A 12471-nucleotide genomic window follows, 5' to 3' on the forward strand; every position below is an offset into this window, starting at 1 on the left:
CTTGGATCATTTCTCACCTGTCGTACTGCAAGCCAAGCTGGCCGCCGCCGGAGCGCGGAGTGCTTGCCCATAAACTTCCATGACCTTTTCGACGTGCTGCTGCGTGCTATAGGAAAAGCAGGCTTGCTTGCGGGCCGCCTGGCTGATGCGTGCCCAAAGCGAAGGGTCCGAAAGCAACCGCCGCAGCGGCTCCATGAAAGCTTTGGTGTCTTCAGGGGCGACCAGAAATCCCGTCCGTCCATTCTCGATGGCTTCCGGGTTGCCGCCGTGATCGGTCGCAACCACCGGCGTGCCGAGAAACATCGCTTCGATCAGGGTCCTTCCAAAAGGCTCCCCTATCGCGGGAACGACCAGAATATCCGTCGCCGCCAGGAATGGCTCGATAGGGCTGCGAAAGCCCATGAAACGCACAATCCGATCCAGGCCGCGCTCGACGCAAAGCGCGCGAGCGGCAAATTCAAGATCATGCGAGCCTGCCGGCGAGTTGCCGAACACGCAGCCGACGATCGGGATGCGCGGATGCTCGCGTCGGAAACGTTCAATGATGTTGATGAAGAGAAGCGGACGCTTTCGCTCGATCAGGCCGCCAATGAAACTGAGAATGTGCGTTCCTGGCGCGAGGCCAAGCTCTTCCAGAAGCTTTGCCTTGGCCGCAGCCCTGTCAGGGATGTCCAACGGGTGGTCGAAGGGGCTATGGATAACGCTGAGGCGTCCGTTGAGCGATCTGATCGGATGCTTCGGCCGCGAGAATCGCGACACCGTCACCATGCGATCCGCAATGAACGGCCCGAGAATATTGGCGCCTTTTGCATCGGGATCGCCGCGATGATGCCAGACCAGCCGGGCACCCGCAAACCGTGCGGCAATGCCCCAATTGATATGCGTTCTTCCATCATTGGTATGAATGATGTCGAACCTCTGCTCCCGGATGAAGCGGCTCAAATGCGGCAGCGTGCTGGTCAAATAGGTGGCGACGCCTCCCCAGGTCGTTCCTTTCGCGGGCAATGTCGTCAAAGGAGGCAAACCCATGAAGGGCTGGCCCTCCATCTTCAGAAAGGCTGCCAGCGGCCCCGTGGTGTCCTGAAGCACCAGGACCGGTGCGACCCTTGAGGTGTCGAGATTCTGGACAAGCTTCAGTGCCGAGATGTGACTTCCGCCGACATCGTCACCGACAAATGGAAAGCAAACCCGAATTCGACCGGTCTCAGCACTCATCGCCTGCTACCCGGTTGCGCTTCCAAGATAGCTGCCACGATCAAGGTAGCTGACGATCAGTTCGGCGGCCTCCTCGGCACTCAAATCTGGGGTGATCGTGATATGAGCAGCCTCGGGGCGCTCATAGGGACTGCCGATGCCGGTGAAGTTCTGTATCAACCCGTTTCGGGCGCGTTGATACAGACCCTTCGGGTCACGTCGCTCCGCCACTTCCAGCGGCGTATCGACAAAGATCTCGATAAACTGCCCTTCGCCGAAAAGGTCGCGCGCCATCCGGCGTTCCGCCCGGAATGGTGAAATGAAGGAAGCCAGTGCTATCAACCCCGCATCGACCATCAGCCTTGCGGTTTCAGCGACACGACGAATGTTCTCGACGCGGTCAGCGTCGGTAAAGCCGAGGTCTCGGTTCAGGCCGTGGCGGACATTGTCGCCATCCAGGAGATAGGTGTGCTTGCCGATCGCGTGAAGGCGCTTCTCAACGAGATTTGCGATCGTCGACTTGCCGGCGCCAGAGAGGCCGGTGAACCACAGCGCCGCCGGCTTTTGGCCCTTGGCGATCGCGCGCGCGTTCATGTCCACGTCCAGCGCCTGCCAATGAATGTTGTTTGCCCTGCGCAGGCTGAAGTCGATCATCCCGGCGCCAACCGTGTGATTGGTCATCCGGTCGATGACGATGAAAGCACCAGTCTCATGCACCCGGCTGAAGGGATCGAAAGCAAGCGGCGCCTGTGTCATCAAGTTGATGACGCCAACTTCGTTCTTCTCGAGCGTTTTCGTGGCGAGCTTTGCGAAATTATTGATGTCCAGCCTGTGTTTGATGTGCGTGACGCTTGCCCCCACGACGCTGGTGGCAAGCTTGATGAGATAGGGACGGCCGGGGATCAATGGCTCGTCGTGCATCCAGAGCAGATGCGCCGCAAACTGGTCGGAGACTTCCGGTCGCTCGGCCGCGGCTGCCAGAACGTCACCGCGGGAGACATCGATCTCGTCCTCGAGCATCAGCGTGATCGCCTCGCCGGCGCCGGCTTCGGAGAGGTCGCCATCGAAGGTGACAATTCGTTTCACCAGGCTCGTGACGCCTGAGTGCGCCACCGCCACGCGGTCTCCCGGCCTCACCACCCCGGCGGCGATCGTGCCGGCAAACCCGCGGAAGTCTAGGTTGGGGCGATTGACCCATTGCACCGGCATCCGGAACGGGGCCGCACGGCGGTCGCTGTCGACCTCGACGGACTCCAGATACTCGACGAGTGTCGGGCCCTGATACCAGGGCAGTTTCGCGCTTCTGGAACGAACATTGTCGCCATAACGGGCAGACAGGGGGATGGCCTGTAACGAGAGGAAGCCGAGCGGTTCCGCAAAACTTCGATAGGCCGCCTCGATCTCATCGAACACGGCTTGCGAATAGCCGATCAGGTCGATCTTGTTGATTGCCAGAACGACGTGCCGGATTCCGAGCAGGGAGACGATGAAGGAATGCCGGCGGGTCTGGGTGAGGATGCCCTGCCGCGCATCGACAAGGATGACCGCGAGGTCGGCATTGGATGCGCCGGTGGCCATGTTGCGGGTGTATTGCTCATGGCCGGGTGTGTCGGCGACGATGAACTTGCGCTGCTCTGTGGCGAAGAAGCGATAGGCAACATCGATCGTAATGCCTTGTTCGCGTTCGCTGGCGAGGCCGTCAACCAGAAGCGCGAAGTCGAGATCGTCGCCCGTCGTGCCGTGTCGCCGGGAATCGGCCGCAAGGGCCGAAAGTTGATCCTCCATCAGCAGCTGGGTATCGTAGAGCAGCCTGCCGATCAGTGTCGACTTGCCGTCATCCACGCTGCCGCAGGTGAGAAACCGCAACAGGCTTTTCCGCTCATGGGCATGAAGATGCTGGGAAGCGGCCTGGCTCTCCAGGGAAGCTTCGAGATCCGCGATTTGAGCAACACCAAGCATCAGAAGTATCCCTCACGCTTTTTCTTTTCCATCGATGCCGCCTCGTCGTGATCGATCAAACGGCCCGACCGCTCGGACGTCCGGGTGGCAAGTGTTTCCTGAAGCACTTCGGAAAGAGTAGCGGCCGTGCTTTCGGTGGCCGCGGTCAGCGGATAGCAACCAAGGGTGCGGAAACGCACCGAACGCATTTCGGGCACCTCGCCCGGGCGTAGCGGCAGACGGTCGTCGTCCACCATGATCCACTGTCCGTTGCGCTCCACCACCGGGCGCTTTGCGGCAAAGTAGAGCGACACGATGGGGATCTTCTCCCTCATGATGTATTGCCAGATATCGGTTTCGGTCCAATTCGAGAGGGGGAAGACGCGAACGGATTCGCCGGGCCGCAGCCGGCCGTTGTAGAGGTTCCACAACTCCGGGCGCTGGTTCTTCGGATCCCAACCATGGTTCTCGCTGCGAAGCGAAAACACCCGCTCTTTGGCGCGGCTTTTCTCTTCATCTCGCCGCGCCCCGCCAAAGGCGGCATCGAAACCGAACGAGGACAGCGCCGATTTCAACGCTTCCGTCTTCATGATCTGCGTGTAGATCGACGAGTTGTGGGTAAACGGCGTGATGCCCTCGGCAAGACCGGCTTCGTTGCTACGCACCAGCAGGTCCAGGCCAAGCCGCGCGACGGTTTCATCGCGGAAACGGATCATTTCCTTGAACTTCCAAGTGGTATCGATGTGGAGCAAGGGAAACGGCAGTTGCGATGGGTAGAAGGCCTTCATCGCCAGATGCAGCATCACCGCCGAGTCCTTGCCCACGGAATATAACATCACGGGGTTGCGCAATTCGGCCGCCACCTCGCGAATGATGTGGATCGATTCAGCCTCGAGCCGCTGCAGATGCGTAAGGATCGGCGATGACGGACCAGGGCGTCGCGACGCTATGGGCACGGTGGTTGAAGCTTGGGTCGCAAGGGTCATCTAGATTGCCTTTGAAGGAGAAAGATCTGCCTGATCGAGGCTGTCCACCGGCCTGCTCAGCCTGTCGGAGTGGGTGGTCTTCAACGCTTGTTTCAATGAAAGGGCCAAGCCCGCGGTCCACAATATGCCCAGCACGATGTGGGCGATGTTGCCGCCCATCGCACCGATGCGCGGGATCAGCAGAAGTGCCGTGATGTGGAAGGCGGCCGTCGCAACGACGACGATCCGCAACACCTCGCGCTGCTTGCCCATGGCCAGCAGTGCGGAGCGGGCAGCGGAGCCCGAAAGCACGAACGCGACCGCCACCATCTGCACGATGACGAGGTTGGCCGCGCCGAGAAAAGCAGGCCCCGCGGTCCACATGAGCAGCGGCCGGACGAACGCCGCGACGACCAATATGCAGAGTATGCCAAAGCCGAACAGCATGGCTTCGGCTTGAAAGACCGCGCGTTTGAATTTTACGATGCTTCCCTGCGCCCAAAAGCGGGCCACGTCGGGATAGAGAACATTCTGGACCTGTGGGCCGACCTGCTGGCCGACGCGCCCTATGCGCTTGGCGATTTGGTACAAGCCCGCTGAAGCCGGGTCGGCGAGGAAACCGACCAGCAGCGTATCGAGTTCCTGGGCACTCACGCGCAATGTCAGCGAAATGTTCGAAGACCAGGCGAAATTCCAGATGCCGGGAAAGCGGCTTGTGATTCCGGCCAAAGGCGCGCGCAGGATCTTGCGAACGCCCTGCCTGTGCAGGGCGCGCATCGTCAGGGTCACGAGTGTCAGGGACCCGAGGATCTGTGTTCCCGCCCAAACCGCGGTGAAATAGGCGAGATCAGCCTTGAGCAGCACCCCGAGCAAGCACAGCAACACCCGCAAAACCGCATTGAGCAGCTGCCCGTAGGCCAAGAGGCGGAAGTTGCCGGCCATGCGCTGCACCGCGACCGGAACGCCCGAGATCTGGAACAGCAGGACGCTGGAATACAGGACAAGAAGCTGCACGACTTCCGCGGACCAACCGAAGAACGGCGCGACGAGAAGTGCGGCGCCCATGGCGATGACCCAGGCGCAAACGGCGGCGCCAACATCGATAAGCAGGCCAAATTTCATGAGAATGCGCAGTGCATCGCGATCCGAGGACGCGTCCAGGCCCGCCGCATATTTGATGATCGGCTGCCACGACTGGAAACTGACAACGCGCTCGACCACCCGGGTGAATGCGATAATCAATGCAAGCTGGCCATAGTTCGCCACGCCAAGGGCGCGCGCCGAAAGCGCAAAAGCCACGAGGCCGAGCAATGAACCGAGAAAATTGCCCGTCAAAAGGTGTGCGATATTGGCCAGGCGCGTGCGGCCCGCGCTCCTGCGTTTGAGGGCCTCCATCACGCGTCCGATCAGGCCTGTGGTCATCGCAATGGTTGCCAAACTCACCCCACACTCCGTCCTTGCGGAGCAATGCAGATCCAGGATTCGCGCCAGATCGCTGCTGGCGTCACCCATCATCGGCGGAAAGGAAGAGCCCGCCACAACCAAGTTTGGCTCTGTGGCAACCTCAATCAGTCAGCATCTGATCGCTGCTACGACTGATGGCCTAGCCCATTAGCGGTAAGGAAATCCCGGGTGCGCCGCGTCTGGTCATGAATTCGACCTGCGTAGTGTCTCACCGCAGATACGCCGGCACGCCGCGCCGCGTGCCCGCTGGCCTTACAGGCCAGCGATTGTGGGGCGAATGACGAACGCGAAGTTGAGACGCTGAACCAATGCAGAGCGCTGAAGGCTGCCGTCTCCGCCGCAGGCTGCGGCAACCGCGATCCGGACGATCCCGGGGGCGAGACAGGCTCGAACTGACGAACCTAGGACAAGCCTTCAATTGTACCGCGAGAAGTGGATTCCACCGCGGCAAAGCAACTCCTTGGCGGCCGAGGTCAACCACTCGGAGCAGGTCCGTTCAATCAGTTCGGCTTGCGCGTCGGTGAGGTAGTCGGCGAACCCTCCGACCTTTCCGCGGCGCATGCGCCGGCTTTCGGCGTCGCCTCTGTCATACACATGCGCCGGCAGGCCCCCCGCCACCTCATGTTCACGCATCGCTTCAAAACGAGAAGCCTCGATGGCCTCCTCGAGGTCAGCTGCGGACGGATCGTGGCGTAGAAATCTCAGAATGCGCGAGGACGTGCCGACAGGGTCACCGGTCAGTTCTTCATAGCTCAAGACGGCATGCCTGTGATGCTTCAGGCCCTTCGCCCAGCTGTTCAAATACACGATAAGAGCCGGCAGGCCCTGCTGATAGTCGCAGATGAAAGCATCCATATCGCCTTCGAATCGATGCTTGTGGCGCGTCGCGTGGAAATAGGCTGACACAACAACGTCGCGAGGATCGCGAACCATGAAAATGACCGGCCGGTGCAAGAACAGCATATGCCTGTAGTTGAGGTGCGAAACGAGGATAAGCGGCACCCGGGAGCGCTGTTCAGTGTAACGGAAAGCCGGAATCCCACGCTCCGGATCGAGGTCGAAGTTTGGAAGGACTTCGAACATGCGGAAGAGGTCGACATTTCCGTCGTGAGCCGTCCGGCTGAAGTAGTCTGACAGGATATGCCTGAACCAGGTTCGCCCGGATTTCGGATAGGAGACAAGGAACGCGTCCGCCCCGGAGGCGGCCCAGGTCATCTTGATGCGCGTTTCCATTTTGCGCAGGGCGCGCTGGGTGGTTAGCATGGCGAGAGCTCTTCATTACCGCGCGCCGCCAGGACGGCGTGAATGACCTGGTCCCAATTCTGCATCACATATTCAGGCGTGAACCTTGCGGCACTTGCCGCTGCGGCCGCGCCGAGTTTTTTGCGGAGTGTTTCATCGCCAAGCAGCCGCCGCAGGCCCTGCGCGAGCGCATCGACATTTCCGTTCTCGACGAGAAGTCCATCCTTCTCATTATCGACCATCTCGCGGGGACCCCACTGGCAGTCGAAGGATATGACGGGCAGGCCGGCCGCCATTGCCTCGAGCAGCACGATCCCCCAACCTTCATAGCGGGACGAAAGGACAAAGGCGTCGGCGGTCTCCACCCAGATGCCGGGCCGGCTGGTTACCCCGGGCATTTCAACGTAACCCTGTAGGCCCAGGCGATCCCGCTCGGCTTCCAATTCGGCACGGTCGGGACCTTCGCCCCAGATAACCAGCTTCCATTCGGGAAAATCGCGGCGGATGTTGGCGAATGCCTTCAGCAGCAGGTCGAAGCCTTTCTGCGGGACCAGGCGGCCGACAGCGACGAGCACGGCGCCGATCCGGCGCGGTTTGCCTGTTGCGGGAAGATCGACGGGATTGGGAATAACCCAGCTTCGCCTTCGCATGGCAGGGCTGAAGTAGTTCAGCGCGCCAGTGGTCATGGTGACCAATCCGAAGGCGGATGGATAAAGCTTTGCCCGAAGGAACCGCCAGACCGGACCCACGTCCTGCAGCGCGGGATTGTTGCGCTCCGAAACCACGACGTCGAGACCCAGCCCCCGGCTTGCCGCCAGCGACATCACGTTCGTGCGCGTGAGAAAGCTCAGGACCACATCCGGAGCCAGTTTCTTGAGCGTTCGACGTAGGAGAAATGTCCGGCGTGCGCTTGCGCCAATTGCCCCCAGCCTGGACCGCTTCATCTGCGGCAATCCCAACCGCTCTATCCTGACCGCGGGATCGAAATGATAGTAAGGCGGGGGACCGGGGGCCTCGAATGTAACCAGTGTCACCTGCCAGCCCCTTGCTGCCCACTGGTTGGCGAGAACATTGACGACATGTTCGGTGCCGCCGGCGCCCAGTCCAGGCAGGACGATCACCACGTGCGGCCGACTGGAGCCGATGCGCAGGGGTTCACCCCCGACGGCATCGCGATCCAGAAGAGTCAGGCCCGCGCCCCAGTCCATCAACCGTTCCAATCTCAACTCCGATCCACCAACTATCCAGCTTTTTGCCGCTGCGAAGAGTTGCACATTGGGATGCATCGGAGACGATCGGTTACCTCTAAAGTTGGACTTGGGCGTAGGATCGAACCGCACAATAGAAAGGGTCAGTGTCTCACGGTCGCCGCGGCAACGTATTGGAGTCCGGATTTCATGCGCATAGCATTCGTCGGTGCGGTGGAGGGGTCCCGTGTTGCGTTTGACGCCCTCGTCGAAGCGGGCATGACGCCCTCGCTGCTTGTCACCTTGGCGGACGAAGCTTCCGCACGCCATTCCGATTTCGTCGATCTGTCAGGTCCGGCACGCGCGGCGGGAGCCTCGGTCCATCTGACCAGGAACATCAACGCGCCCGACACAATCGCCTGGCTCGCGGAAGGACGCCCCGATTTGACGCTGGTCGTCGGTTGGTCGCAGATCTGCCGAGCCGAATTTCGTGCGATCGCCCGCCTTGGGTCGATAGGCTTCCATCCGGCCCCACTGCCGCGCTTTCGGGGCAGGGCGGTGATCCCGTGGACGATCATCGCCAACGAGAAGGAGACCGGGTCCACATTTTTTCGGCTCGACGAAGGCGTCGATAGCGGTCCCATTGTAATGCAGAAGCTTTTTCCGGTGGCCGAGGACGAGACCGCGCGTTCGCTTTACGAAAAGCACAAGCAGGCCCTGCGGGAAATGACACCTCTCGCCGTGTCGGCGATCGCTCGCGACAACAGCGTCGGCGTCGTGCAGGATGACTCGCTCGCCAGCTACTGCGCCAAGCGCTCGGCGGACGACGGATCGATAGATTGGACGCAAACGGCTGAAAGCATTCTTCGCCTTGTCCGCGCTGTCGGCGACCCCTATCCAGGCGCCTTCACTCTCGAAGGGGGCAGCAAGATCTTCGTCGACCAGGCACGCATGTTTGCGGGGCGAGGGCGCTACATAGGGCTGAGTGGCCAGGTCCAGGCTCATACCGGCAGCGGTTTTGCAGTGCTTTGCGGCGACGGAGAAACCATTGAGGTGACATCCTGGCGCGGTAGCAAGCCCAAAGTGCATGCCAAGCTGGTGTCGGCCTGAGGGCCATGTTTGCCGCCTGCTTGGAGCGAAGAAATGCCTAGGCGGCGATTGTCGGGCGCGCTGGTCGTTCTTGCAGATACCAGCGCACGAAGGCAGCCACCCCGTCCTCGACGCTGGTCTCGGGGCGAAAGCCTGTCAGGGCCTGCAGGAGGCGCGGGTCGGCATATGTCACCGACATGTCGCCTGATTGCATCGGCAGGCTCTTGCGGATGGCGCGTTTGGCGAGGCAGTTCTCGATTGTCTCGATGAAAGACAACAGCTCCACAGGCTGGCCGCCGCCTATATTGACCACGCGCCACGGCGCCACAGGCGACAGCGTATCGACGACATCAGGGCCCGACATCGGCCGGCCGCAAACGGGCGCGCATCCGATGAGCCGAACGATGGCTTCAACAAGATCGTCGACATAGGTGAAGTCGCGTCTCATCGCGCCTTCGCCATAGATTTCAATCGGGCGACCGTTCTCGATGGCGTCAACGAATTTGAAGAGCGCCATGTCGGGTCGGCCCCATGGCCCATACACGGTGAAGAAGCGGAAGGACGTCGTTGGAATCTGGAAAAGATGCGAATACGAATGTGACATCGCCTCCACCGCCTTCTTTGTGGCGGCGTAGAACGTCAGCGGCCAATCGGTCTGGTCGGTCTCAACAAACGGGGTTGTATCATTCGCGCCGTAGACCGAGCTGGTGGAGGCAAGCAGCAGATGCCTTGGCTTTAGATCGCGGGCAAGCTCAAGCACGTTGAAGGAACCGACCAGATTGCTGTCGGTGTAGCTTCGCGGATTGTCGATCGAGTATCGCACGCCGGCCTGCGCGGCCAGATGGACAATCACATCGGGCTTCGCCGAGTCTGCCGCCCGCCGCAGGGCGCCCATGTCCTCCAACTGTCCGATGTGGAAGCGAAAGGCGTCGTATCGCTGCAGCAGGGAATGTCGGGATTGCTTCAACGCAACGTCGTAATAGGGCGTCATCCCATCGTACCCGGTCACCGAGTGACCTTCGTCCAGCAGGCGGCGCGCCAGATGAAATCCGACAAACCCGGCGGTTCCGGTGACGAAATACCTCATTCGGCGGCCGCGGCAAAAACAGATCCGTCTTCTGCCACACCCTCGCCGATGTTGACGTACTCGAAGCCATGCTTGCAGACCTCTTCGCGCCTGTAGATGTTGCGAAGATCGACCACAAGCTGCTTCGACATGGAGCGTGACAGGCGTTCAAAATCCAGGGCGCGGAACTGGTTCCACTCGGTGACGATCACCAAGGCATCAGCGCCCTTGGCACATTCGTATACTCCCTTCGCGTAATCGACGCTCGCACCGAGCATGAGCTTGGCCTGTTCCATGCCTTCCGGGTCATACACGCGGACATGCGCTCCAAAATCGATCAAAGCCTGGATGATCGAGAGGGAAGGTGCGTCACGGACATCATCCGTGTTGGGTTTGAATGTGAGGCCGAGCACGGCTATCGTCTTTGCACGCACGTTGCCGCCGCAGGCGAGGACGATCCTGCGGGCCATGGTGCGCTTTCGCTGGTCGTTCACGGCGACGGTTGTTTCGATCAGCCGTAGCGGCGCACCGCTATCTTGCGCCGTCTTGACGAGAGCCAGCGTATCCTTGGGAAAACAGGATCCCCCGTACCCTGGGCCTGCATGCAGGAATTTCGAGCCAATGCGATTGTCGAGCCCGATACCGCGCGCCACCTCCTGCACGTTCGCGCCCACGTTCTCGCAAAGATCCGCCATCTCGTTGATGAATGTAATCTTGAGCGCCAGGAAGGCGTTGGCCGCATATTTTATCAGTTCTGACGTGCGACGTCCGGTGAACATGATCGGCGCCTGGTTGAGATAGAGCGGCCGATAGACTTCCGCCATCACCTCGCGGCTGCGTTCGTCCGACGGCAGGCCGATAACGATCCTGTCGGGGCGTTTGAAGTCGTCGATGGCAGCCCCTTCGCGAAGGAATTCCGGGTTCGACACGATTGCTACATCCGCCGTCGGATTGCAGTTGCGGATAATTCGTTCGACTTCATCTCCGGTCCCCACCGGCACTGTGGATTTGACACAGACCACCGTGAAGCCCCGAACCGCGGCCGCGATTTCCCGCGCCGCCTCGTAAATATAGGAAAGATCGGCGTGACCGTCGCCTCGCCGCGAAGGCGTCCCGACAGCAATGAACACCACATCTGCGTCGGCGACCGCTGGCGCGAGTTCGCTGCTGAAGGCGAGCTGCCCGGTCGCGGAATTCTTGCCGACGAGGTCTTCGAGACCAGGCTCATAGATTGGCATTCTTCCGGCCTGAAGATCGACGATTTTTGCCTCAGCCTTGTCGATGCAGACGACTTTGTGACCAAAGTCAGCCAAGCATGCTCCAGACACGAGACCGACATACCCTGAGCCGACAACCGCAATGCGCATGAACTCGTCACCCCTGATGATGATGCCGCTCGATTAAGCCTGCAGCGATCAAGAAAATGGAGCGCGAAATCGGGTATGGCATTACCTCTTCCGAGACCGCCGCGATCTGAAAACGTTGGCCGGCACCGTCTGACTACGCTTAATGTGGATGATCTTGTCGCTGGTCCGGACCCGAGCGATACCTCCCCGCCAGAACGTCAATGAAGGACAGGTGTCCAGTTGCCTTCGGCGCCCGTTCGCAAAACGCTGTTGAAATGGTTCACTGTTGTCCGTCTCCGTTCAATGCCTTCACGAGAGTGCATTGAGACGGGCGAAATTTCGCGGTCGATGCAGCGGCGAACGCTTGGTCCATGGCTGATTTCCGGTTCAAGCCATTGTGCAGGAACATCTGCCCTTTCTTTCGAAAGAGACCTCGCTGCTCACAAAAAACGGCAGCAGACCACCCTGGGCCGCTCCGATCTACGGAATTGGAGACGTACGAACAATCGTCGGGCCGAGACGATTTCTTCTGGCACCCCGCCAAGGCCTTTTTGGCTGCTTCTACCCCGGAGCGATGTCCCCAAACCGCGATCCAGGTCCCGTCCGTTGATCCAGATATCGCTTCCCAAGCGTGTTTGCCGGGATCGAAACGCATCAGCTGGTCGAACTCTTTCTTCGTCAATTCCGCGGTCTGCGGCCGCTTCGCCTGTCGCTGCCAGGCTCTCAGAGCATCCAACGTCCGCCGACCAATCCTGCCATCGGGAATACGAGTCAGGAAATTGCTCTCGAACAGCCGCGCTTGGGCTCGATAGATTTCTGCCTGGCTTAGTTGGGACTGCGCAATGGAGTATTCCGATATCATCATCATCAGCGCCAAGCACAGTGCGCCGGCTCTGGCACGGTGACTTTTCATCGATCTCTCCACTCTGGCGGTATTGGCTGGAGCGCCCCCTCATTTCCGTGGCCGCAATGGAGACCTG

10 protein-coding genes are annotated in these 12471 nt (G+C 60.4%); 1 reads left to right on the forward strand and 9 read right to left on the reverse strand.

Annotated elements, in window-relative coordinates:
• Window positions 1-6 precede the first annotated feature (6 nt).
• From AC0NIH_RS10260 to AC0NIH_RS10285, 6 genes are all read right to left on the reverse strand, one after another.
• Window positions 7-1215, reverse strand: coding sequence for a glycosyltransferase family 4 protein (locus AC0NIH_RS10260; RefSeq protein WP_473468773.1), 1209 nt, complete (start codon window positions 1213-1215; stop codon window positions 7-9).
• A gap of 6 nt (window positions 1216-1221) precedes the next feature.
• The gene (cysN, locus tag AC0NIH_RS10265; protein ID WP_473468775.1) at window positions 1222-3153 is read right to left on the reverse strand and encodes a sulfate adenylyltransferase subunit CysN; all 1932 of its coding nucleotides are present in this window, start codon (window positions 3151-3153) and stop codon (window positions 1222-1224) included.
• Complete coding sequence (cysD, locus tag AC0NIH_RS10270) at window positions 3153-4118, reverse strand: sulfate adenylyltransferase subunit CysD (protein ID WP_473468777.1); 966 nt, start codon at window positions 4116-4118, stop codon at window positions 3153-3155. The genes cysN and cysD overlap by 1 nt, the downstream gene beginning before the upstream one ends.
• The gene (locus AC0NIH_RS10275; protein WP_473468791.1) at window positions 4119-5492 is read right to left on the reverse strand and encodes a lipopolysaccharide biosynthesis protein; all 1374 of its coding nucleotides are present in this window, start codon (window positions 5490-5492) and stop codon (window positions 4119-4121) included.
• 483 nt (window positions 5493-5975) lie between these two features.
• On the reverse strand, window positions 5976-6824 hold the full coding sequence (locus AC0NIH_RS10280; protein ID WP_013893312.1) for a sulfotransferase domain-containing protein: 849 nt from the start codon (window positions 6822-6824) through the stop codon (window positions 5976-5978).
• On the reverse strand, window positions 6818-8011 hold the full coding sequence (locus AC0NIH_RS10285) for a glycosyltransferase family 4 protein (RefSeq protein ID WP_474025261.1): 1194 nt from the start codon (window positions 8009-8011) through the stop codon (window positions 6818-6820). The genes AC0NIH_RS10280 and AC0NIH_RS10285 overlap by 7 nt, the downstream gene beginning before the upstream one ends.
• Before the next feature lie 189 nt (window positions 8012-8200).
• On the opposite strand from AC0NIH_RS10285, the gene AC0NIH_RS10290 reads away from it, so the two are divergent.
• The gene (locus AC0NIH_RS10290) at window positions 8201-9100 is read left to right on the forward strand and encodes a formyltransferase family protein (protein ID WP_473468779.1); all 900 of its coding nucleotides are present in this window, start codon (window positions 8201-8203) and stop codon (window positions 9098-9100) included.
• 37 nt (window positions 9101-9137) lie between these two features.
• Here AC0NIH_RS10290 and AC0NIH_RS10295 read toward each other — a convergent pair whose 3' ends face one another.
• From AC0NIH_RS10295 to AC0NIH_RS10305, 3 genes are all read right to left on the reverse strand, one after another.
• Window positions 9138-10166 carry an NAD-dependent epimerase/dehydratase family protein gene (locus AC0NIH_RS10295; RefSeq protein ID WP_473468781.1) on the reverse strand — a complete coding sequence of 343 codons (1029 nt, stop codon included), beginning with the start codon at window positions 10164-10166 and terminating at the stop codon, window positions 9138-9140.
• Window positions 10163-11512, reverse strand: a complete 1350-nt coding sequence (locus AC0NIH_RS10300) for a UDP-glucose dehydrogenase family protein (protein WP_473468783.1) — start codon at window positions 11510-11512, stop codon at window positions 10163-10165. The genes AC0NIH_RS10295 and AC0NIH_RS10300 overlap by 4 nt, the downstream gene beginning before the upstream one ends.
• 259 nt (window positions 11513-11771) lie before the next feature.
• Entirely contained in the window at window positions 11772-12404 is a 633-nt protein-coding gene (locus AC0NIH_RS10305; protein ID WP_473468786.1) for a peptidoglycan-binding domain-containing protein, read from the reverse strand.
• Between the last annotated feature and the right edge of the window lie 67 nt (window positions 12405-12471).

This window comes from Mesorhizobium sp. WSM1386 (genome assembly GCF_055901595.1).

Coding starts and splice junctions, on each gene's coding strand:
- AC0NIH_RS10260 (WP_473468773.1), bottom strand. CDS start 1,215: ATGAGTGCTGAGACCGGTCGAATTCGGGTTTGCTTTCCATTTGTCGGT.
- cysN (WP_473468775.1), bottom strand. CDS start 3,153: ATGCTTGGTGTTGCTCAAATCGCGGATCTCGAAGCTTCCCTGGAGAGC.
- cysD (WP_473468777.1), bottom strand. CDS start 4,118: ATGACCCTTGCGACCCAAGCTTCAACCACCGTGCCCATAGCGTCGCGA.
- AC0NIH_RS10275 (WP_473468791.1), bottom strand. CDS start 5,492: ATGGAGGCCCTCAAACGCAGGAGCGCGGGCCGCACGCGCCTGGCCAAT.
- AC0NIH_RS10280 (WP_013893312.1), bottom strand. CDS start 6,824: ATGCTAACCACCCAGCGCGCCCTGCGCAAAATGGAAACGCGCATCAAG.
- AC0NIH_RS10285 (WP_474025261.1), bottom strand. CDS start 8,011: ATGGACTGGGGCGCGGGCCTGACTCTTCTGGATCGCGATGCCGTCGGG.
- AC0NIH_RS10290 (WP_473468779.1), top strand. CDS start 8,201: ATGCGCATAGCATTCGTCGGTGCGGTGGAGGGGTCCCGTGTTGCGTTT.
- AC0NIH_RS10295 (WP_473468781.1), bottom strand. CDS start 10,166: ATGAGGTATTTCGTCACCGGAACCGCCGGGTTTGTCGGATTTCATCTG.
- AC0NIH_RS10300 (WP_473468783.1), bottom strand. CDS start 11,512: ATGCGCATTGCGGTTGTCGGCTCAGGGTATGTCGGTCTCGTGTCTGGA.
- AC0NIH_RS10305 (WP_473468786.1), bottom strand. CDS start 12,404: ATGAAAAGTCACCGTGCCAGAGCCGGCGCACTGTGCTTGGCGCTGATG.